Genomic DNA, 22286 nt, shown 5'->3' with positions numbered 1-22286 from the left:
TGCTGCGCCCGGAGGCGGCCCGACTGGCCGCTTCCCGAGGCTGGAGGTAAGAATGGGCAAGGTAACAGGATTTCTCGAGATCGACCGGCAGGTGCACAAGTACCAGCCGGCTTCCGACCGTATCAGGCATTTCAGGGAATTCACCCTGCCGATGTCGGATCAGGAAGTCGAGAAACAGGCCGCCCGATGCATGGATTGCGGCATTCCGTTCTGCCATGGGCCGACCGGCTGCCCGGTTCACAACCAGATCCCGGACTGGAACGACCTCGTCTACAATGGCGACTGGGACGGTGCGATCCGCAACCTGCATTCGACCAACAACTTCCCGGAATGGACCGGCCGCATCTGCCCCGCACCGTGCGAGGAGGCCTGTACGCTCAACCTCGAGGACATACCGGTCGCGATCAAGACCGTGGAGCAGGCGATCGCCGACAAGGCGTACGAGCAGGGCCACATCCGCCCGATGCCGGCCGCAAGCCAGACCGGCAAGAAGATCGCGATCATCGGTTCAGGCCCGGCGGGCATGGCTGCCGCGCAGCAGCTTGGCCGCGTCGGTCACGAGGTCCATGTCTTCGAGCGCGAGTCGAAGCCGGGCGGGCTGATGCGCTACGGCATCCCCGATTTCAAGATCGAGAAGCATTATGTCGATGCGCGTGTGAAGCAGATGGAAGGCGAGGGCGTCACCTTCCACTGCGGCGTCAATGTCGGCGCCGACAAGAAGGTGTCCGAGCTGCTGGCCGAACACGACGCGGTGCTCTATTGCGGCGGTTCCGAGACTCCGCGCCCCGCGGGCATTCCCGGTACCGAGTTCATCGGCGTGCATGACGCCATGCCCTATCTGGTTCAGCAGAACCGGCGCGTGGGTGGCGAGGACATCCAGTCGGTCGCATGGGCCTCCGAGCCGATCGTCGCCGGGGGCAAGCATGTCGTCGTCGTCGGCGGCGGCGATACCGCCTCGGACTGCGTCGGCACCGCCTTCCGCCAGGGCGCGGTGCGCGTCACCCAGCTCGACATTCGCCCACAGCCGCCGGAGAAGGAAGACAAGCTCACCGTCTGGCCCTACTGGGCGACCAAGATGCGGACCTCCTCATCGCAGGCGGAGGGCGCCCAGCGCGAATTCCAGGTCGCGACGCTGGAGTTCATCGGCGACGAGGACGGCGTACTGACCGGCGTCAAGTGCTGCGAGGTGGACGAGAAGCGCAAGCCGGTCGCCGGCACCGAGTTCGTCATTCGCGCCGATCTCGCCTTCATCGCTATCGGCTTTGCCGGCCCCATCTCCGGCGGTGTGACGAAGGAACTGGACGGCCAGATGACGCTGAATGTGGATGCGCGGCGCTCGACCAATGTGGTCGCCAACGATAGTGATTATCGCACCAGCGTCGACCGGCTGTTTGCAGCCGGCGACGTGCGTCGCGGTCAGTCCCTGGTCGTCTGGGCAATCCGCGAGGGTCGCCAGGCCGCGCATGCCATCGACAAGTTCCTGATGGGTGAGACCGTTCTGCCGCGCTAGCGACTACGGCGTTATCGCCGTGGTGCTTTGACGGTCGGGCCCGGCTGAGGCGGGGCCTGGTCGCCTTATCTCGAAATCGTCTGCGCGTCCCGGAGTGGGGGCAGGAGCCAGTCCCTCGCGGGAAAGCTGCTCAGCAGGCGTTCGCGCTTCGCCGCTGGGGCGCGCGAAGGATGCGCCGAGCAATTGTCCGCCGCTGTCGGATCCCAGATCGTCCAGCGCCATGGGCGCGGTGCGGTCGATGACCGCCGGTGTGGAGCCGTCGGGAGTGGGCCCGCCGAGCAAGCCGTCGCCATCGAGCCCGGGCGTTCCCGGTGTTGCCGAGCCTGTCTCGAACAGGCGGTTGAGCGGCTTTTCGGCATAGAAGGCGATCTTGCGGCGCCCGTCGCGGGTCACGTTGATCCCATCGCTGGAGCGAAGCTGGGCCGGCTGGCCGTTCATGTCGGGGCCGTTGGTTGCGAACGCGCCGCTTTCGTCGACGAAACCGTCCCAGACATCGACATATTCGCCACCCGCGTCTGTCACGAGGCGCCGGTAGATGTCGTTGAATGCCAGCATGTCCGATGACATCGCGCCTGGACGGAAGGGCAGGTTACCCACCCATATCAGTGGCAGGTCCCTGTCCCTGACCGTCTTGATAAGCGCGGTCACGCGGCGCTCATATTCCTTGAGCCATGCGTCCGAGCGCGGGGGCTCGCGGTTTCCGTCTACGCGCATCTGCTGGCGGTCATTGGAGCCGATCATGACGACGACGGTGTCGGGTTTTTCCTCGTCGATCAACGTGCCGATATTGCCGGGCCAATCGTAGTAGTCGTCGCGGACCAGACCCGAGGAACCGTTGGTGCGATTGACGATCACCACATCGGCATTCTGTTCGTAGGCAGCGTCGAGACCGTCGGCCAGTCCGCCGGCCAGGAAGTCGCCGACAACCAGAACCCGGCTTGCATCTTCCGCCTTCTCAATCGCTGGAACCACGGGCGCTGCGGGCGCCACCGGCTGGCTGCGCCGCACCGCGGGTGCCGTCCGGCGCTGGGTCTCCGGCGGCGGTGCGATCACCCGATCGCGACGCTGAGGCTCCCGGTCGCGGCGCGAGAACAGGAACCGCAATATCCCGCCCCCTGATTGCCGCTCGCCGGCCTCCTGCGCATGCGCAGCGCTTAAGACAATACCACCGCCGACGGGCGCCAGCAGCGTCAGCGTCAATGCAACGCACAGGAGGCGAAGCGCATGACCAAGGGTGAGAGGGGGTATGCGCATCGATACTCCGGTTATTGACCGCGCAGCCGCGTCAGCAGTTCCTTGCTCGGATGACCGTCGGGCGACATGCCCATGCGGCCCTGCAAGGCCTTGATCGCTTCGCGCGAGGCGGGGCCGATCCTGCCATCGATCTCGCCATCATAATAGCCATGTGCCGAAAGACGCTTCTGCAGCTCCTGCGTCTCGTTGAAGCTGAGGCGAGTGAAGGGCCGGTTCCAGTCGCGCGAAAGCTGGCCGTGGCCTGCGATCTGGTCGGCAAGCAGGCCGACGGCGAGCGCATAGCGGTCCGAGCTATTGTAGCGTTTCAGCATGTTGAAGTTGTGAAGCACGAGGAAGGCCGGGCCATCGCGCCCCTCAAGCACCTTCAACTCCGCCTGGTCGTTTGCGCGGGGATAGGCCTGGCCATTGGCGCGGACGACGCCGATCGCCTGCCACTGGGCGAGCGTCATCCTGCCCGCGGGGAATTTGCGTCCCTGCGGCAGCACAACTTCGTAACCCCATGCATGGCCTGGGCGCCAGCCGTTCTGGCGCAGCAGGTTTGCGGCCGAGCCCAGCGCATCGGGAACAGAGCCCCAGATGTCGCGCTTGCCGTTACCGTCCATATCCACGGCCCATGTCTGGTAGCTGGTCGGAATGAACTGGGTGTGGCCCATTGCCCCGGCCCAGGAGCCGGTGAGATGGCTGACGTCCACGTCGCCGTTTTGGAGGATCTTCAACGCTGCGATCAATTGCGAGCGCGCGAATTTCTGGCGCCTGCGGTCCGCATAGGCAAGTGTCGAGAGCGAGCGCACGATGTTGCGTACAATGCGCGGGTTGTTCAGCGCCTCGCCGTAGCGCGACTCGATCGACCATATTGCCAGCACGATGTTCCGGTCAACGCCGAAGCGCTGCTCCACGGCATCGAGCGTGCGGCGATGCTGCTGGGCCATCCGGCGGCCGTTGCCGACGGATTCGTCGGTGATCTGGTTGTCGAAATACTGCCAGACAGGCGCGTTGAATTCGGGCTGGTTGCGCGCGAGCTCCAGAACCTCCGGGTCGGGTGACGTCACGCCGGCGAAAGCCCGGTCGAAGATCGCACCGGAAACGCCGTTGCTGGTTGCCGTCGCACGGAACTGGCCGACCCAGCGCTGGAACTGGGCGTCGGCAAAGGCCGGGGTTGCCTGCGCGGCTGCCGCGAGCGCAATCGCTACGCCAGTAGCCCTGAGGAATGACGAGAAACGCCCTGCCGTCGTCTTGGCCATCTGCATGTCTCCAATTGCATGTTGCATTCAGGGAACCATTCATCGACCATTCGGGTTAGGAAAAAGTTTACCATAGGCATTTTTGAAGGCCTACAGCGACAGGCGTGACACTCCCCGCAGCACAATCGATTCAATAAACTTCAATCTCGGCATGAAAGTGTCGCGGCGGAAAGTGTCGCCGCCCCAACAACGGAACAGAGCGCAGATGAGAGAAGTAAGAAAAGCCGTGTTTCCCGTAGCCGGACTGGGGACCCGTTTCCTGCCCGCTACCAAGGCGGTGCCAAAGGAGATGCTGACTGTCGTCGACCGCCCGGTTATCCAATACGTGGTTGATGAGGCGCGCGAGGCGGGCATCGAGCATTTCATCTTCGTCACCGGTCGTAACAAGACCGTGATCGAGGATCACTTCGATATCCAGTTCGAGCTCTACGACACGCTCGAGCAGAGAGGGAAGCTGGACCAGCTCGAAAAGCTGCGAGCCCTCCAGCCCAAGCCGGGGCAGACCAGCTACACCCGTCAGCAGGTGCCGATGGGGCTCGGCCACGCTGTCTGGTGTGCTCGTGACCTCGTCGGCAATGAGCCGTTCGCGCTCTTGCTGCCAGACATGATCATGCAATCGGAAACGAGCTGCCTGAAAGGCATGGTCGAGCTTTACGGACACACCGGGGACAACATCATCGCCGTGCAGGAGTGCGACCCGGAAGAAGCGCATAAATACGGCATCGTCGGCAAAGGTGCCGAAGCGCATACCGGTTTCGAGATCACGGAAATGGTCGAGAAGCCCGCTAAGGGCACCGCGCCGTCAAACTTTTACATTAACGGCCGCTATATCCTGCAGCCGGAAATCTTCGACATTCTTGAACACCAGGAGCGCGGTGCCGGCGGCGAGATCCAGCTTACCGACGCCATGAAGAAACTGGGCGAGCAGCAGAAGCTGTTCGGCTACCACTATCAGGGCGAGACCTACGATTGCGGCTCGCCAGAAGGCTTCGTGGAGGCAAACATCGCCTTTGCGTTTCAGCAGGGCAATTTGCGCGACGTGGTGGTCGACGTGGTGGAGCGCCTGCGCAGCAAGCAGGGCGGCTGAAAAAACTCAGCGCTGGAACGTCATGCCGAGATAGACCCGCGTCTCGTCATAGTCGCGGTCGGGTAGCGTTCCACGCTGGACCTCGTGGCTGGCACGGCCGGTGATGCCGGCATATCGGTTCAGCCACCAGGTCAGGCTTGCTTCGCCGCGCAGCACGAGATCGCTTTCGTCATGGCCGAAATAGTCGCGCCAGCCGATGCCGGCAAGAACGCTGCCGGTTAGGTTCTGCCGCAATTCGCGGCTCACCGAAAGGCTGGCCGAGTGGTAGAGCGAGCCGGTCTTGCCGGCGATTGTCGAACCCTCGACTTCGGTCGAGGCGTCGAGCGCCACCGTCGTTCCGCGCACCGGCGACCAGGCAAGGTTTGCGGCAAGCGAAAGACCGGACATCGTCTGAAGGCGCTCGTCCTCCGGGTTCTCACTCACCCATCCGGCCGAAATCTCGCCGCGCAGCTTCTCCTGAATGTCGACTTCCACGCCGGCGCGTACGCCGTAGCGGTCGGCCGAGCGCTGGTAGCCATTGCGGTCGAATTCCTCGTCATAGGAGCGCCGTCCGATCTCAGCTTCCACGAAGGGCCGCAGCGCCGGCGATAGTTCATAGCCGGCGCGCATCCGCACCAGCGCCAGCGTCGTGTCGCGGTCGTCCTGCGGCAGTGCGCCGCCGCCCGATAGCTCGGCGTCTCCGTAGGTTTCCCGGACAACGTCACCGGCCAGCCGCAGGCGAAGCGGGCCGAGATCCCGTTCTACGCCCGCATTACCGGTGAAGGTGTGCCGTGTCGGTCGCGAGACGGCGTCCTCGATCGTCTCCGGCGATGAAGCCGATTCCGGCCGCACCCGGTAGCCGCCGCCTACAAAAGCACTCCATCGGTCAGCAAGGTCCAATCGCAACTGGCCGGCGATGCCGCCCTCGACCTCCGAGATTTCCTGACCGGAGAGTGATTTGCGATAAGAGACGTCGGCGTCGATCGTCGCGCCGTGGCGGGACCAGTCTGATATGGCGTTGAGGCGCAGGGCCGTCTCGGAAAAGGTCGAGCCTTCTCCGTCGGGGCTCAGATTGGCATTCGACGTCCAGCCGATGCCCTGTTCCAGGGTTGGCGTGACAATGAAGGTGCCGAGCCGCAGACCCAGCGGAGCGTAGGGGTTTTCGTCAGGCGTACGCGTGAGGCCTTCGATGGCGCCGGTGCGGGTGCTGTCGGCGGCGGCTCGACCCGTGTCGACGTCGTCGAGCGCGCCGGCCCGCGGCGTTCGCACCGTCCCGGTGACGAGATCGGCCTCGTCGGCATCGACGGCTGCGGTCCTCTGTTGATTGAGGGTTGCTGCCGTCTGAGCGCGGCCGACCGGTTCCACGGAGGGTGCCGGGTCTGCGAGTTCATTGTCCGTTAGGGGGCCTTGTCGCACCTGGGCTGGCGTGGTGGCTGATGCACTGTCTTCTTCGTCTGCCAGCGCGCCGGCGCTGCTCGGCGTATAGGGCCGGGCGTCCAATATGTCCGTATCGAGCGCTGTCCGAGAACCGAGCAGGGACTGCTCGTCGCGGCGCGCCTGCCCGTCGATCAGATCGTCGGTAATGCTGCGCTCGAGCACCGGCCCGCGCAGGCCGGGTTCCATCTGCGCCGAAGCCTCGCCGCAAACAAGGACCGCGCCGGCTGCTGCCAGCGTGAGCGCGCCAAAGCTGCGCGGCGTCCTTCTGTGATGCGGCTGAAGTGGTGCCATCGTCGCCCGATCGGTGCGGCGCGGAGCGCGCCGGAGGTTTACCGAACCGTAAACAGCGTTGGTTAACGGATGATTGATTTCGGAGGGGAACGGGGTCCGCGACGGCACTGCCGATGGACACGGCGCGGCGGAAGCGCTAAGCGCTTGCCATGCAGAGAAAAGCCATTACCGCACCGGTCGACAGGGCGTTGGCGATCGCCTCGGCCCTGCGCACCCTGCGCACCGAGATGAACGGGCTGGAGGCGCTTGTCGCCTCGCTGGAAAACGGGCTCGGCGAGCCATTCGCCGCGGCGGTCGAATTGATCGGCAGCATCACCGGTCGCGTCATCGTCACCGGCGTTGGCAAGAGCGGCCATATAGGCTCGAAGATTGCGGCAACGCTTGCTTCGACCGGCACGCCGGCCTTCTTCGTCCACTCGGCCGAAGCCAATCATGGTGATCTCGGCATGATCGCCCCAGACGACGCCATTATTGCGATGTCCTGGTCGGGCGACACATCGGAACTCAAGGGCATCGTGGCCTATGCGAGCCGCTTCGCAATCCCCCTGATCGCGATCACGGCGGGAGCCGATTCGGCGCTGGCGCGACAGTCAAACGTGGTGATCGCATTGCCGAAGGTTGCCGAAGCATGCCCGCACGGTCTGGCACCGACGACCTCGACCGTCATGCAACTGGTCATTGGCGATGCGCTTGCGGTGGCCTTGCTGGAGGCGAGGGGGTTTACACCCGATCATTTCCGTACCTTCCATCCCGGCGGCAAGCTGGGAGCCAGCCTGGTCAAGGTGGGCGAGATCATGCATCGCGGCGAGGAGCTGCCGGTCGTCGCGACCGGAACGAGCGTGCGTGATGCAGTGCTTGAAATCTCGCGCAAGGGCTTTGGCTGCGTAGCGGTGGTGGGCGCCGACGGTGCGCTCGAAGGGATCGTCACAGACGGCGATCTGCGGCGCAACATCGACACGAACATGATGGCGATGACGGTGGACGACATCATGACCCGCCAGCCCCGGTGCGTGGAGGCGGATGCTCTGGCGGGCGCGGTGCTGCAACTGGTGAACGCGTCCTCGATCACGTCGGTGATCGTCGTCGAGGATCGCAAACCTGTCGGGCTGGTTCACATGCACGATCTGCTGCGGATCGGCGCGGCCTAGGTTTCCTCTACCCTTAACTCGCCGTTTTCGGCGGAGACCACCCGCACGCGGGTGCCAACCGGCAGGTCGGGTCCGGCAACCCGCCACAGCGTGTCGCCCAGCCGCACGCGGCCGTATCCGTTGGTGATCGCTTCTTCAAGCGTAGCGGTACGCCCGACGAGCTGGCGTTCACGCTGGTTGAGCAGCGGCTGATCGGTGTCGTCCTGGTTCCTGTTCGAGAAAAAACGCCGGCCGACGAGCACCGAAGCGATAGACAGGCCGAGGAACACGAGCACCTGCACCTGCCAGACCCAGATCGGTGCGTCCCATAGCTGCAGGGAAAGCGTGCCGGTCAGGATCGCGGCGATGCCCAGCCACAGGAGATAGGCGCCGGGCGCAACAATCTCGAGTGTCAGCAGCACGGCGCCCAGCACCATCCAGTTCCAGGGGCCGAGGTCGGTCAACCATTGCATGATCATAGGCGGACCTTTCGCAGACGTCAGACCGGCTGATCGGGCGTGACGCTCGGCGTGCGGGCGGTGGAGTGGCGCGGTCGGGCCGGCTGACCGTCTTCGCCGAATACTTCCTTCGCGATCGCACCGATGCCGCCCAGGGAGCCGATCAGCGACGACGCCTCAAGCGGCATCAGCACCACCTTGCTGTTGGTGGCAGAGCCAATCTTCGCCATTGCCTCGGTATATTTCTGGGCCACGAAGTAGTTGATCGCCTGCACGTCGCCCTTGGCGATGGCTTCGGAAACGACCTGCGTCGCACGGGCCTCTGCCTCAGCCGCGCGCTCGCGCGCCTCGGCGTCGCGGAAGGCGGCTTCCCGGCGGCCTTCGGCCTCAAGCACCTGCGCCTGCTTCAGGCCCTCTGCCTCGAGAATCTGGGCGCGCTTGTTGCGTTCCGCCATCATCTGGCGGGCCATCGATTCGACCAGGTTGGCGGGCGGGTTGATGTCCTTGATCTCCACGCGGGTCATCTTGATGCCCCAGGGCTGGGCCGCCTCGTCGACGATCTTCAGCAGCCTGTCGTTGATGGCGTCGCGATTGGACAGCAATTCGTCGAGGTCCATCGAGCCCATGACGGATCGGATGTTGGTCATGGTGAGGTTGAGGATGGCGTTTTCGAGACCGGAAACCTGGTAGGCGGCCTGGGCGGCGCTCAGCACCTGGTAGAAGGCGACGCCGTCCACCGCAACGATCGCGTTGTCGCGGGTGATGACCTCCTGTGTCGGCACATCGAGCACCTGTTCCATCATGTTCATCTTCGCGCCGACGCGATCGATGAACGGCACGATGATGTTGAGGCCGGGGGACAGGGTCTTTGTGTAGCGGCCGAAGCGTTCGACCGTGTAGTTGTGACCCTGCGGCACCGTCTTGATCCCCGCAAAGATGAGGAACAGGACGAGGACGACAAGAACCGGAATGAGAATGTCGAACCCAGAAAACGGCATCAAGCCCTCCATCGTGTTGCCCGCGCCGACGCTACGCGCCGCAGAATGTCGCCAAACAGACTTAAGGCCGTTTGCGCACCGTTACAATGTCAGAGCCAGCCCGCCAGCTCCCGCCTGACGAGCGTTTCCAGCATGGCCATGCCGGCGTCGCTGTCGTTGAGGCAGGGTATGTGGGAGAAGTTCTGGCCGCCGGCGTGCATGAAGACCTCGCGCACCTCGCCGTCGATCTCCTCCAGCGTCTCGATACAATCGGCCGAAAAGCCCGGATTGATGATGGCGATCGACTTTACGCCCTCTTTCGCAAGGGCCTCGACCGTCTTGTCGGTGTACGGTTTCAGCCATTCGGCCTTGCCGAACAGCGACTGAAAGGTCGTCCGCAGCCGCTTGTCGTCCCAGCCCAGCCGCTCGCGCAGCAGGCGCGTGGTTTTCTGGCAGTGGCAGTGATACGGATCGCCCTTCTCGAAATAGGCCTTCGGGATGCCGTGGTACGACGCAAGCACGACCTCGGGTTCGAAATCGAGCCCGGCAAGGTGCGTCTCGATCGATTGCGCGAGCGCTTCGATATAGGCGGGATCGTCGTAATAGGGCGGCACGGAGCGCACGGTCGGCATGTGCCTGATCTTCATCAGCGCCCGGTAGAGCTGGTCATTGGCAGTCGCCGTCGTCGTCGCCGAAAACTGCGGGTAGAGCGGGAACATCACGATCCTGTCGCAGCCTTGCGCGGTCAGGCGCTCGACCGCGCTCGCGATCGACGGATTGCCGTAGCGCATGCCCCATTCGACGGTTATGCGAGGCTCGTCGGCGAAGGCTTCTGCAAGGCGTTCCGCCTGACCGCGGGTGATGGTGCGCAGGGGCGATTCGTCCTTGTCGCGGTTCCAGATCTTCTCGTAGTTCGCGCCCGCCTTCTGCGGCCTCGTGGTGAGCACCGCGCCGTATAGGATCGGATACCAGATCGCCTTATTCAGTTCGATGACGCGTGTATCGGACAGGAACTCGCGCAGGTATCTCCACATCGACCAGTAGTCGGTGCCGTCCGGTGTGCCGAGATTGGTCAGCAGGACGCCGATGCGTCCCGTCCTCACCGGCGGATGTCCTTCCGGCAGCGATACCGTCGCCTTTGCGTTACCCGGTGCAGTTGCGCCGACGCCCATTTCAGTCACTCCTTGCAGGTGGCCGGAAGCTAGGCATTACGCGGGGCATTGCAATATGCCCGCTTGACGCACCTTGCCGGCGTCAGTTCGCGTAGTCCCGCTCGTCGGCTATCACTTTGCCATCGTTGGGAAGCGAACCTGGTTCTGCCAGATGCACCGCGCCGCCGAGCTTGGTGATCTCGCGCAGCGACGTCTCGATGGCGGATGCGTCGGGCGAGGCGCCTGGCGTGGCCTCGACATGCAGCGTCATCGCATCGCGCGCGCCGTCGCGTATCACCACCAGCCGTGCCCGCGCGACCTCGCGGTGGCGGGCCACCACCTCGGCGATCTGCTTCGGGTCCACGAACATGCCCTTCACCTTGGTGCGCTGGTCCGCGCGGCCCATCCAGCCCTTGAGGCGCTGTCCCGTACGTCCGCAGGGCGACTGGCCGGGCATGATAGCGGAGAGATCGCCTGTGCCAAGCCGCACCAGCGGATAGGCGGGGTTGAGGCTGGTCACCACCAGCTCGCCAACTTCGCCCTCCGGCACCGGGTCGCCGGTTCCTGGCCGTACGATCTCCACGATCAGGTCCTCGTTGACGATCATGCCTGGATTGGGCGAACCGTCCTCGGCGGCACTCTCATAGGCGATCACGCCGAACTCGGCTGTGGCGTAGCATTGATAGACGCGGATTCCGCGCGAAAGGTATTCCTGGCGCAGGGACGGAAACAGTGCGCCTCCCGAAACGAGGCCGAGCCGGAACGACGAAATGTCCTTGCCGGTCTCAGCGGCGCGGTCGAGCATCACCTTGAGGAAATCCGGCGTGCCGCCATAGACGCCCGGCTTGAGCGCCGCAGCGGCCTCGACCTGCATGTCGGTGTTGCCGGTTCCGGCCGCGAAGACCGTGCAGCCCAGTGCCCGCGCACCTTCATCTATTATGAACCCGCCGGGGGTCATGTGATAGGAAAAGGCGTTGTGCATGATGTCGCCCGGCCGGATGCCGACGGCGAACATGGCGCGCGCCGAGCGGCCGGAATCCTTCTCTAGGCCCTGCGGCTCCCAGATGGGACCGGGCGACATGAAGACCCTGCTGCCTTGCAGATGAGCCGGATTGACGAAGCCGCCGAACGGAGGGTTCTGCGCCTGCATCGCCATCAGCTCGGCCTTGCGCAGCACAGGCAGAGAGGCGAGGGCGGAACGGGAGGTCAGCGTCGCGGGATCGATCCCTTCGAGCCACCTTGCGAGACCCGGGACATCGCGTATCGAGGAAGCGATAAATTCCGGCAGTCGCGCGAAAAGCTCCTTCTCGCGTTCCTGCGGGCTTCGCTGTTCGCGAGCGTCGAAATAGGCGGCCATCGTTCCTCCCTCAGCCTCCGGCATCCTTTTCAGATGCCTTATCGCAGGGGGATCGCCATACGCGCAAGGTGGGCGGATGCGATGCATCCGCCCTTCCCGTGGAAAGTCGTGCTGTTAGGTGAGGCGTGTGCCTCAGGCGGCTGCGCCGCGGCGTATAAGCGAGAACTGCTGGCCGGTCGAGCCGGTGCAGTTGAGCTGCGTCTGGCTAACCATTGCGCAATTGACCTGGGTCGTCGTCTGCCTGATGAGCGACGTCACCGAGATCGAAACGGTCGATGCGTCGATCTGCGAATAGTTGCCTTCGGCAAGCTTGTTGCCAGTGTCGGTTGCAAGCGTTTCGAACCTGCCGGCAGTGAAGCGTGACATTGCCACGCCGTCGGTGCTGACCCATTCGCCCTCGAAGCCGGTCTGCATGGCAGACGGGCCAACGGGCCGGTCGCGCCTTTGCGGCTCACCCATGCTCTGGCAGCCTGCCAGAGCGATCACAGTTACCACCGCGGCGACTGCGCGAAATTTGACCGCATTCATCATGCCGACTGTCCTTTTTTCGGTACGACTGGATTCTCCATCGCCGTTTTTGTGGGCGAAAGCAAGGTTGGCGCGCTGTCGCGCCGTCCGCACAACGCTTAACGAACAAGAATGTTGCGGAATTGCCAGGGGTCGGTCGTATCGATGTCTTCGGGGAAGAGACCGGGCCGGCCGTCGAGGGGCGTCCAGTCCGTGTAATAGCCTTTAACGGGCCCGAGATAGGGTATCTGAACCTCAAGGCAGCGCCGATAGTCTATCTCGTCGGTCTCGACGATACCCGCCTCCGGATTTTCCAGCGCCCAGACCATGCCCGCGAGCACCGCCGAGGAAACCTGAAGTCCGGTCGCATTCTGGTAGGGCGCCAGTTGCCGCGCGTCGTCGAGCGAAAGCTGCGAGCCATACCAGTAGGCATTGCGGTCATGGCCGTAGAGCAGCACGCCCAGCTCGTCGACGCCGTCGACCAGCTCGAACTCGTCGAGGACATGCTGCACCGGTTGGGCCTTGCCCTCGGCGCCGAACATCTCATGCAGCGACAGAACCGCGTCGTTGCAGGGGTGGTAGGCGTAGTGACAGGTGGGGCGGAAGACGGGCACGCCGTCCTCACCACGCACCGTGAAATAGTCGGCGATGGAAATCGCCTCGTTGTGGGTGACCAGGAAGCCGTATTGCGGGCCGGGTGTGGGGCACCAGCTGCGCACGCGCGTGTTGGCGCCCGGCTGCTCCAGATAGATCGCAGCGGCGCTGCCGTCCGCGTGCTGCTTCGCGTTCGCGGGCATCCACTTCTCGTGCGTGCCCCAGCCCAGTTCGGCCGGCTGCAGACCTTCGGCGATGAAGCCCTCGACCGACCAGGTGTTCCAGAATGCGTTCAAGGGCTTGGGGTCCTTCGCGCGCTGGGTATCACGCTCGGCGATGTGCACGCCCTTGACGCCAGCCGAGTGCATAAGCTGCGCCCAGCCTTCCCGGTCGCCGGTGGCGGGCTCCTGGAAATCGAGACCCAGGTCCTTGGCGAGATTGAGCAGTGCCTGCTTGACGAACCATGAGACCATGCCGGGATTGGCGCCGCAGCATGAGATCGCCGTGGTGCCGCCGGGCGAAGCGCGCTTCTCCGCCCGCATCGTTTCGCGCAACGCATAGTTGGTGCGCGAGGCGTTGTCGGCGTCACGGTCGAAGTAGAAGCCGAGCCACGGCTCCACCACCGTGTCGATATAGAGGACACCCAGTTCCCGGCAGAGCCGCACGAGGTCGAGCGACCCGGTATCGACCGACAGGTTCACGCAGAAACCCTGACCTTCTCCGGCCGTCAGCAGTGGGGTGAGCAATTCCCGGTAGTTTTCCTGCGTGACATGTGCGGCGACATGACTTGCGCCGTACTGCGCCATGATCTTTGCGTCGGCGGCACTTTCCCGCGGCTCCACGACCACCAGCCGCGAAGGATCGTAGCGGAAGTGCCGTTCGATCAGCGGCAGCGTGCCCTGACCGATCGAACCAAATCCGATGATGACGATCGGGCCGGTGATTTCACCGTAGATAGGCGGGGTGGCATCTGCCATTGCGGGGAACTCCAGACTGAATGCGATGGTTCGGCCTTAATCACGGAACCATGACACAATCAACACGGCTGCGTTGCATGCGTTCCCGCTTCGCGCTCCGCAATGGCCCGCAGCGCCGCTGCCAGCCGGTCCCGCTCGGCGCTGAGCCCCTTGTATTCAAGCTGTTCCGGGTCAAGACCTACCAGTTGATCGGCAAACGAGCCGGCGAGGCGTTTTCTGTCTGGATGTTCGCTCAATCGCTTCATCGGGTCGAGAAAGATGCGGATCGTAAACAGGATGTCACCGGACCGGGGTAGCTTGCGGAGCGTCTGGCGCTCGACACGTATGAAGGCGCTGGCGGCGGGGTCCAGCTCGCTGAAACGCGTCGGGCTGTCGCTTGCCCGTACTTCGCGCTCGGCATTCGATAGCGGGTGGTAGAGCGCCGGATTGTTCTGCAGCGACCAGTTCCAGCGCAGCACGACCTGACCTTGCAGCTTGTCGAACATGCGTTCGATCAGTTCCGCGTTGCGGGTGTCGCGCCTGAAACCTGGCACCGGTTCGTGGATGTCGGCCAGCGGCCGTCCGAATTTCTCCGCAAGCGACCACGACGATGGAAAACAGAGCGATGCTGCTGCGAGCCGCCAGCCATCCTCGCCCTTGCGCATCAGCACCAGATCTTCCTGCACCATGAGCGAGGCGGCTTTAAGGGGCGGGTCGGCGGGGTCGAGTGCAGGAAGCCCGAGCTGCGGAAAATGCGCGTCCATGTGTGCCGCGACTAGCTCGGCAACCTCCTGCTGAGCCTCGCGCGTATCAGCCTGAGCCGCGAATACGTCGCCCGGCCGTTCGGCGTAGAGGCGCTGCTTTTCCGTCAGATACGGCCCGTAGAGTTCGTCGACCTCGAGCCATGCGGCAGGATCGAGGGGCTTCAGGCCGATCGTGAAGGGTTGCGAGGAGCCATCATATGGAGTGTGGGCAAAAGTCATGCCCGCATTTTCGCGTCCAGACGCGCCGGAACAAGCCCCCTCAGTGAATTGCCGACGAACAATTCCCGGGCGGAGAAAGCGTCTTCTGGCGTCAACACGTGCTCCCGCGCCAGCCCCAGCGCGATCAGGTCGGCGCGCAGGACACCGGCCAGCAGGCCGCATTCGAGCGGCGGCGTGACCAGCAGGCCGTCATCGATTCTGGCAAACAAAGTGGTGATGGTGCCCTCGCAGAGCTCTCCCTTTTCATTCAGGAGCAGGACCTCGTCAGCCTCGGCGCGTGAGAACTCGGACCGTGCACTGTCATAGACGGCGCGGCGCGATGTCTTGTGGCGCAGCAGAGGATCGGCTGAATTCAGCCGTTCAGCTGCAAGTCGGAGCGTCCACACGGTGTCCGTATCTACTGCAACGAAAGGTGTGATTTCGACATCGCTGGAACCGTCCTTCCACAGTGCTAGGCGAACCCTTAGCGGGTGGTCCGCGGCTTCGATGGTTTCGAGTTGCGCGGCAATTTTTCCGATGTCGCAGGCAAAGCCCACCGCTGAGGCGGAAGCGCTCAGCCGCGCAAGATGGAGGTCCAGCCGCGGGACCGTGCCATCCACTTCGCGGCGCATGGTCTCGATCAGATGGAAGCCGGTTTCTCCCCCGTGGCGAAACGGCCTTTCAGCAGACATTCGGCATATTCTCCCTCGGCGGTGGAATCGAACACGACGCCGCCGCCGACATTGAACACGGCGCGGCCTTCGGGAAACAGCGAAATCGTGCGGATGGCGACGCTGAAGCGCATCCGGCCAGCCGGCGCGATCCAGCCGATTGCCCCGCAATAGACGTCGCGCGGCGTGTCTTCCAGCGCGTGCAGGATCTTCATCGCGCTGATCTTGGGCGCTCCTGTGATGGAACCGCAGGGAAACAGCGCGCCCAGCATGTCGCGAAAGCCGGTGCCTTCCAGCAGGCGCGCGCGAACGCGGCTGACCATCTGGTGCACGGTCGGGTAGGTTTCGACGCTGAAGAGTTCGGGGACGTCCAGCGTGCCCACCTCGCTGATGCGCGAGATGTCGTTGCGCAGCAGGTCGACGATCATGCGGTTTTCCGCCTGGTTCTTCGGATCGTTGCGCAGGAATGTCCGCTGCGCGTCGTCTTCCTCGGGTGTTTGCCCGCGCGGCGCGGTTCCCTTCATCGGTAGTGCGTCGATCCAGCGATCGTCGGAAACCTCGAAGAAAAGTTCGGGCGAGCGTGACAGCACAACGGGACCGTCGAGATCGATGAAAGCGCCGTAGCGCACCGGCTGCCGTTCCATCAGCGAATGGAAGAGGGCGAACGGCTCGCCGCCCCAGCGCGCCTCGACGGGAAAGGTGAGGTTCGCCTGATAGCAATCGCCTTCGCGCAGGTGCCGGTGCAGCCTGCCGAAGCGTCGATGGTATTGCGCCGCCGTCCATGTGGCGCGCGGTTCGGCGATGAACGGCGGGGACTCGTCGCTGGCTGTGCCGCTTTCGAGCGATGCCGGGTCTGCGGGGCCGTCAAAAACGCCGAAGCACAGGAGAGGCGACTGGCGGTCCGGCGGCAGGAAATCGCGCAGCGCCGGGTCGAGCAGATAGCCTGCTTCGTAAGACATGTATCCGGCGAGCCACCGACCCGCCCGCTGCGCTTGCTCGACGAGATCGAGCGCCGACAGGAATCCGCCGGGGTCCCACGCGACGATCGTATCGCGCGGCTCGGCAAACAATGTCTCGTGGCCTTCCAGGTCGTTCCGGAAGTAAGCCAGTCCTCGTCGCGGATGCATCGTCGCGCGCCGCGCCTGCCGCTCGCCGCGTCAGGCGTCCATGGCCTCGAGTTCGTCGATCAGCGCCTCGATCACCGACAGCCCCTTGCCCCAGAAGGCCGGGTCGGACGCATCGAGGCCGAAGGGCGCCAGCAGCTCGGAATGGTGCTTGGTGCCGCCGGCCTTGAGCATCTCGAAATACTTCTCCTGGAAGCCGCTCTCGGCGTTCTGGTAAACGGCGTAGAGCGAGTTCACGAGGCAGTCGCCGAAAGCGTAGGCGTATACATAGAACGGCGAGTGGATGAAGTGCGGGATATAGGCCCAGAAGGTTTCGTATCCTTCTCGCAGCCGGATCGCCGGCCCGAGGCTCTCGGTCTGAACCTGCAGCCACAGCTCGCCGATCTGGTCCGAGGTCAGCTCGCCATTGCGGCGCTCGGTGTGAAGCTTGCGCTCGAACTCGTAGAAGGCGATCTGGCGCACGACCGTGTTGATCATGTCCTCGACCTTCTGGGCGAGCATCGCCTTGCGCTCGCGCCGGTCCCTGGTGCGGTCGAGCAGCGAGCGGAAGGTCAGCATCTCGCCGAAGACGGATGCCGTCTCCGCGAGCGTCAGCGGGGTCGAGGCCATCAGCGCGCCCTGGCGTGCGGCGAGCACCTGGTGAACGCCGTGGCCCAGCTCGTGCGCCAGCGTCATCACGTCGCGCGGCTTGCCCATGTAGTTGAGAAGCACGTAGGGGTGCGCGGAAGGCACCGTCGGGTGCGCGAAGGCGCCCGGCGACTTGCCCGGGCGAACCGGCGCGTCGATCCAGTTCTTGTCGAAGAACTGGCCGGCGATCTCGGCCATTCTCGGGTCGAAGTGGCCATAGGCTGACAGGACCGTGTTCTTCGCTTCCGCCCAGCCGATCTCCGCCTGCGGGGTTTCGGGAAGCGGCGCGTTGCGGTCCCAGTGGTTCATCTGGTCCATGCCGAGCCACTTCGCCTTCATGGCGTAATAGCGGTGCGACAGGCGCGGATAGGCTTCCCTCACAGCGGCTGCCAGCGCGTCGACCACGTCGCGCTCGACGCGATTGGCGAGGTGGCGCGAATCCGCGATGTCCTCGAAGCCGCGCCAGCGATCCGAAATTTCCTTGTCCTTAGCAAGCGTGTTGGTGATGAGCGTGAAGGTTCGCAGATTCTCGCGGAAGGTCGAGGCGAGCGCTTCCGAGGCTTTCTGCCTCACCTTGCCGTCCGGATCCTGCAGCCTGTTCAGCGTCGGTTCCAGCGCCAGCTTTTCGCCGTCGACGTCGAAGCGCAGCGCGGTCATCGTCTCGTCGAACAGGCGGTTCCAGGCGCCTCGGCCCGTGATCGACTTTTCATGGAATAGCTGCTCGATGCGGTCTTCGAGCTGGAAAGGCTTGTCCTTGCGCAGGTCGAGCACCCAGGGCCGGTAGTGGCCGAGCACCGGGTCGGCATCCAGCGCGGCCTCGATCAGCGCGTCATCGACAAGGTTGAGCTCCAGTGTGAAGAACAGCATGTGCGCGCTGGCGTCCGTCAGTTTCTCCTGCACGTCGCCGTAAAGCTTGGCGCGCGCCGGATCCGAGGTGTCGCCGGCATAGAGCAGGCCTGCATAGGAGCCGATGCGTCCCATCAGGTCCTCAAGCGCCTCGTATTCACGCACGGCAGCACCGAGCCCGCCGCCCTTGCCGGCTTCCTCGGCGAGCTTGCCTTTCCAGCGCTTCTCGAAGGCATCGGCATCGGCCGCAACCTGCGTGAGATCGCGCTTGAACTCGGGCGCATCCATGGCGGGATAGAGGTCCGCCAGGTTCCATTCCGGCAATCTTTCGCGCACGGAAGCGCTTTCCTTGGAGCCGGTGGCAGGGGCGTTGGCGCGGTTATCCAGAGACGACATAAAACTCGCTCGCATGCTTCATTCGTTTTTTAGAGAAAATGGCAAGCAACCGTTCACCGGGTTTCTTGAGGCCGTGTTTAGACGGCTGTGCCATGTTGATCCAACTCACATCGGTCCAGCCTAGCGAGATCTCAAGAAAGTTCCATGGCACGCCCAGTACTCATTGTCGATGACGATCCGGTCCAACGCCGCATTGTCGAAGCCGCGGTCAGCAAGTTCGGTTATGAAACGCTTGTTGCCGACGGCGGCGAAGCCGCGCTTGCGGCGATGGACGGCCCGCGCGGCCGCGACATCGCCGTCGTGATCCTTGACCTCGTCATGCCTGGCGTGGACGGGCTTGAAGTGCTGAAACGGATGCGCGAGCGGGAAATCTATGTCCCGGTGATCGTGCAGACCGCAAAGGGCAGCATCGACACCGCGGTGTCGGCGATGCGGGCCGGTGCGTTCGATTTCGTCGTCAAGCCGGCGTCGCCCGAGCGACTGCAGGTCGCGCTCGCCAATGCGGTGAAGGTGGAAGCCTTCGAAGGGGAGGCCAAGCGGGCGCGCAAGGGGGCGGCCGGGGCACTGACCTTCAAGGACCTCGTCACTGGCAGCCCGACCATGGAGCGGGTCATCGGTCTGGCGCGCAAGGCTGCATCCTCCAATATTCCGATCCTGATTGAGGGAGAGTCCGGCGTCGGCAAGGAACTTGTCGCCCGTGCCATCCAGGGATCGTCCGATCGCAAGGGCAAACCTTTCGTCACGGTCAACTGCGGCGCCATCCCCGACAATCTTGTGGAAAGCATCCTGTTCGGCCACGAAAAGGGGTCTTTCACAGGCGCTACGGAAAAGCACACCGGCAAGTTCGTGGAAGCCAATGGGGGCACGCTGTTCCTCGACGAGATCGGCGATCTGCCGCTCGACGTGCAGGTCAAGCTGTTGCGCGCCGTGCAGGAGGGTGAGGTCGATCCGGTAGGCGCGCGCTCTACGGTTAAGGTCGATATCAGGCTGATATCGGCGACCCACCGCGACCTTCTGCAGCGAGTGAAGGACGGCGAGTTCCGCGAGGACCTTTTCTACCGGCTCAACGTCTTTCCGATCCACGTGCCGCCGCTTCGCGACCGGCGCGAGGACATTCCGATGCTGGTGCAGCACTTCATTTCACGCGTCGGCCCGGCAGAAGCGCGCGACAAGATCCACGGAATCTCGTCCGGTGCGCTTGCCATGCTGAAGGCCTATGACTGGCCGGGCAACATCAGGCAGCTCGAGAATGCGATCTTCCGGGCCGTCGTGCTTGCCGAAGGCAATGTGCTCACGGCAGACGAGTTTCCGCAGATCAAGGCGCAGGTTGAAGGCATAGACGAGTCCGTGCTGGATACCGCAGCGGCGGGGGGTATTCCCGAGATCGGTGAAAGGAGCGAGGCCCAGCGCGTGGCGTCAGCAGATTCGGCCATGCCATCTGCGAAGCCCTCGGAGCCACGCTTCGGACTGATGCGGGCGCTTGACGAACGGGGTAACGTGCGGCCGCTGGCCGATGTCGAGAATGAGATGATCCGATTGGCCATCGAGCACTACAAGGGCCAGATGAGCGAAGTCGCGCGGCGACTGGGCATCGGCAGGTCGACGCTCTATCGCAAGCTCAAGGAAATGGGCATCGAACCTGAGGAGGGGCGCTCCGACAGGATGGCCTCCTGACAGCCACACGCAAGAAGCCCTTGTTATTGATCGGTTTACCATGCGATCTATTGTGGAGAAACGCCACGATGTCGCCATGGTCTTTGCGCATTCCTGCTTTAATAAGCGGGGATTAACCATTAGAAGCGATAGTTGGGCGGAATCGCCCCGGCTTTTGTTTCGGGGACCAATCAATAGCCGATAGGCGACGCGTTTTGAGCATTCTGAACCGAACTGACATCGTGCGGCGGTTTGAGGGTATGTCCCGGCTTGGATGGCTGGGCTGCCTCGCGCTCGCAGCGATTGTTTTCCTCTCCGCAGCAGCACCGGCCAATGCGCAGACGCGCAGCCTCAAGCTGTACTTCATCCACACCAAGGAACGCGCAGAGATCACGTATATGCGCAACGGTCGCTACGACCAGCGCGGTCTCAACGAGATCAATCGTTTCCTACGCGACTGGCGCCGCAATGAGCCGGCCAAGATGGATCCGAAGCTGCTCGATCTCGTGTGGTCGGTCTATCGTTCGGTCGGCGCGCGCGACTACATCCATGTCGTGTCCGCATATCGCTCGCCGGCAACCAACTCGATGCTGCGCAGCCGCTCGTCCGGTGTCGCCGAGAAAAGCCAGCACATGCTGGGCAAGGCGATGGACTTTTATATTCCGGGCGTTTCGCTTTCCAAGCTGCGGGCAGCCGCTTTCAAGGCCGAGGGCGGCGGTGTGGGCTATTATCCCAAGTCCGGGTCGCCCTTCGTTCACCTGGACGTCGGCAATGTCCGTTCGTGGCCGCGCATGAGCCGTAAGGAGCTTGTCGCGCTGTTCCCCGATGGCAAGACCATTCATCTGCCCAGCGATGGCAAGCCGCTGCCCGGCTATCAGCAGGCCATGGCCGCTTACAAGTCGCGCCGCGCTTCAGGCGCAACTGTCCAGATCGCCAGCGCCGATGCCGGTTCCGAGCGTGGCGGCGGTTCCGGCGGCGGATTGCTGAGCGCGCTGTTCGGCAACGGCAATCGCGGCCAGGCGGAATCAGCACCTACGCCGTCGGCGGCTGTGGCTTCCGCCGCACCTTCGCGTCCTGCGGCACAGCCCGCGCCGGTTGCGGAAACACCGGAGACGATCATTGCGGCGCTTCCGGCCCGCAGCGTGCCTGTACCGGGAGCCGCCCCGCGTCCGATCGTGGACGTAGGCGCGCCGGCTGCCGCTCCACTGATCCCCGGACTGCCGGAGCAGCCCGCGGCGCCTGCGCTGGCCGAGGCCCCCGCGGTCGAGGTTGCAGCGCTCAACATGCCAGTGCCCACGCGGCGGCCGGATTACGCGCCTGAGCCCGCCGTGCAGCTTGCTGCAGCCGAAGTGCCCGCGCCGAATCTCCCTGTTTCTGCTATCGCAGCGCCGCAGCCACGGGGCGGCGGAACGACTGCGATCACGGAAATGCTGGCGATGACGGCAGCCGAAGCGCGTGCCGACGTGGTCATCAATCCTCCGGTTCCACACTTGCGTCCAACGCAATCGGACACTTCGCTGGATGAAAAACAAGTCGCTGCCCTCACCAGCCCGACTGCGGACCGCGGAGATGTCTTCGTGCTGGCGTCGCTGCCGAGCGTGAACGAGGAGGCTGGGCGCCCTGCCGAGCTGCCGGTCGCGCTCACGTCGACGCCACGCAAGGATGAACGGCTTGCATCGCTTTCCGCATCGCCGCGCGTTGCGGTGATCGGCCGCGAGGCTGGAACCGATGCCACCTCGGCGCTGGAGTCCGGCGTGCGTACCACCGAAAAGTCTGGCAAGCCCCGTGCCAACGATGCGCGGCCCGGACGCAAGTCGGTTGCCGTACCGGTCGAGCACGAGTTGACGCGCTGGGCTTTCCGCCGTGACGTGACCGTGGCGACCGCCGGTGGCACGAAGCGACCCGACAAGGCTTACGATACAGTCTGGAGCGCGCCGCAGATGGTCTACACGACCGGCTTCCAGCGCGACACGCCGCGTGATGACGTCAATCGTTTCACCGGCAAGGCCGTAACATTCCTGCCTGCTGCCAAGTTCGCCACGAACTGAGGCGAGCGAGAAGCGAAAATCGAAGCGCGTGGA

At 64.1% G+C, this 22286-nt stretch carries 18 protein-coding genes; 5 read left to right on the top strand and 13 right to left on the bottom strand.

All coding sequences use genetic code 11. The features are described 5' to 3' along the window. Positions 1 to 52 precede the first annotated feature (52 nt). On the top strand, positions 53 to 1510 hold the full coding sequence (locus ACVJNE_RS03395; protein ID WP_499562940.1) for a glutamate synthase subunit beta: 1458 nt from the start codon (positions 53 to 55) through the stop codon (positions 1508 to 1510). Between the two features lie 3 nt (positions 1511 to 1513). On the opposite strand, the gene ACVJNE_RS03390 is transcribed toward ACVJNE_RS03395, so the two are convergent. Together ACVJNE_RS03390 and ACVJNE_RS03385 are read right to left on the bottom strand one after the other, a co-directional pair. Continuing rightward, positions 1514 to 2764, bottom strand: coding sequence for an SGNH/GDSL hydrolase family protein (locus ACVJNE_RS03390; protein WP_499562938.1), 1251 nt, complete (start codon positions 2762 to 2764; stop codon positions 1514 to 1516). A gap of 11 nt (positions 2765 to 2775) precedes the next feature. Continuing rightward, positions 2776 to 4005, bottom strand: coding sequence for a lytic murein transglycosylase (locus ACVJNE_RS03385; protein WP_444726245.1), 1230 nt, complete (start codon positions 4003 to 4005; stop codon positions 2776 to 2778). A 205-nt stretch (positions 4006 to 4210) separates the two neighbouring features. Here ACVJNE_RS03385 and galU point away from each other — a divergent pair, with 205 nt between their 5' ends. Beyond that, positions 4211 to 5092 carry a UTP--glucose-1-phosphate uridylyltransferase GalU gene (gene galU, locus ACVJNE_RS03380; protein ID WP_173193250.1) on the top strand — a complete coding sequence of 294 codons (882 nt, stop codon included), beginning with the start codon at positions 4211 to 4213 and terminating at the stop codon, positions 5090 to 5092. Positions 5093 to 5098: 6 nt separating this feature from the next. Here galU and ACVJNE_RS03375 read toward each other — a convergent pair whose 3' ends face one another. Continuing rightward, complete coding sequence (locus tag ACVJNE_RS03375; protein WP_499562935.1) at positions 5099 to 6799, bottom strand: outer membrane beta-barrel protein; 1701 nt, start codon at positions 6797 to 6799, stop codon at positions 5099 to 5101. Positions 6800 to 6948: 149 nt separating this feature from the next. On the opposite strand from ACVJNE_RS03375, the gene ACVJNE_RS03370 reads away from it, so the two are divergent. After that, positions 6949 to 7947 (top strand): KpsF/GutQ family sugar-phosphate isomerase, encoded by a 999-nt coding sequence (locus tag ACVJNE_RS03370; RefSeq protein WP_499562933.1) that lies wholly within the window; start codon positions 6949 to 6951, stop codon positions 7945 to 7947. Here ACVJNE_RS03370 and ACVJNE_RS03365 read toward each other — a convergent pair. The 10 genes from ACVJNE_RS03365 to ACVJNE_RS03320 all read right to left on the bottom strand — a co-directional run bounded on the left by ACVJNE_RS03365 (position 7944) and on the right by ACVJNE_RS03320 (position 18552). Next, positions 7944 to 8405 carry an NfeD family protein gene (locus ACVJNE_RS03365; protein ID WP_499562931.1) on the bottom strand — a complete coding sequence of 154 codons (462 nt, stop codon included), beginning with the start codon at positions 8403 to 8405 and terminating at the stop codon, positions 7944 to 7946. The two genes, ACVJNE_RS03370 and ACVJNE_RS03365, sit on opposite strands and share 4 nt — an antisense overlap. Before the next feature lie 20 nt (positions 8406 to 8425). Next, positions 8426 to 9382, bottom strand: coding sequence for an SPFH domain-containing protein (locus ACVJNE_RS03360; protein ID WP_499562929.1), 957 nt, complete (start codon positions 9380 to 9382; stop codon positions 8426 to 8428). Between the two features lie 89 nt (positions 9383 to 9471). Continuing rightward, the gene (gene hemH, locus ACVJNE_RS03355) at positions 9472 to 10533 is read right to left on the bottom strand and encodes a ferrochelatase (RefSeq protein WP_499562927.1); all 1062 of its coding nucleotides are present in this window, start codon (positions 10531 to 10533) and stop codon (positions 9472 to 9474) included. Positions 10534 to 10615: 82 nt separating this feature from the next. Beyond that, positions 10616 to 11869, bottom strand: coding sequence for a phenylacetate--CoA ligase family protein (locus ACVJNE_RS03350; protein ID WP_499562925.1), 1254 nt, complete (start codon positions 11867 to 11869; stop codon positions 10616 to 10618). Positions 11870 to 12001: 132 nt separating this feature from the next. Next, a complete protein-coding gene (gene omp10, locus ACVJNE_RS03345) occupies positions 12002 to 12400 on the bottom strand; it encodes an outer membrane lipoprotein Omp10 (RefSeq protein ID WP_368803634.1) in 399 nt (132 codons plus the stop codon). 95 nt (positions 12401 to 12495) lie between these two features. Next, positions 12496 to 13947 carry a homospermidine synthase gene (locus ACVJNE_RS03340; protein WP_499562923.1) on the bottom strand — a complete coding sequence of 484 codons (1452 nt, stop codon included), beginning with the start codon at positions 13945 to 13947 and terminating at the stop codon, positions 12496 to 12498. A gap of 59 nt (positions 13948 to 14006) precedes the next feature. After that, positions 14007 to 14909: a heme-dependent oxidative N-demethylase family protein gene (locus ACVJNE_RS03335; RefSeq protein ID WP_499562921.1), complete on the bottom strand. Its 903-nt coding sequence runs from the start codon at positions 14907 to 14909 to the stop codon at positions 14007 to 14009. Further along, entirely contained in the window at positions 14906 to 15580 is a 675-nt protein-coding gene (locus ACVJNE_RS03330; protein WP_499562919.1) for an aminotransferase class IV family protein, read from the bottom strand. The genes ACVJNE_RS03335 and ACVJNE_RS03330 overlap by 4 nt, the downstream gene beginning before the upstream one ends. Further along, a complete protein-coding gene (locus ACVJNE_RS03325) occupies positions 15529 to 16686 on the bottom strand; it encodes an aminodeoxychorismate synthase component I (protein WP_499562918.1) in 1158 nt (385 codons plus the stop codon). Before ACVJNE_RS03325 ends, ACVJNE_RS03330 begins: the two co-directional genes overlap by 52 nt. A gap of 30 nt (positions 16687 to 16716) precedes the next feature. Continuing rightward, positions 16717 to 18552, bottom strand: coding sequence for a M3 family oligoendopeptidase (locus ACVJNE_RS03320; RefSeq protein WP_499562916.1), 1836 nt, complete (start codon positions 18550 to 18552; stop codon positions 16717 to 16719). Positions 18553 to 18696: 144 nt separating this feature from the next. Here ACVJNE_RS03320 and ACVJNE_RS03315 point away from each other — a divergent pair, with 144 nt between their 5' ends. Continuing rightward, a complete protein-coding gene (locus ACVJNE_RS03315) occupies positions 18697 to 20226 on the top strand; it encodes a sigma-54-dependent transcriptional regulator (RefSeq protein ID WP_499562914.1) in 1530 nt (509 codons plus the stop codon). A gap of 239 nt (positions 20227 to 20465) precedes the next feature. After that, complete coding sequence (mepK, locus tag ACVJNE_RS03310; RefSeq protein ID WP_499563208.1) at positions 20466 to 22253, top strand: peptidoglycan L,D-endopeptidase MepK; 1788 nt, start codon at positions 20466 to 20468, stop codon at positions 22251 to 22253. Positions 22254 to 22286: the final 33 nt, after the last annotated feature.

It is taken from the genome of Mesorhizobium sp. DxT (assembly GCF_058448885.1).
Note: the sequence above shows the minus strand (reverse complement) of the source record. Positions and strands in the feature narration are given on the sequence as shown.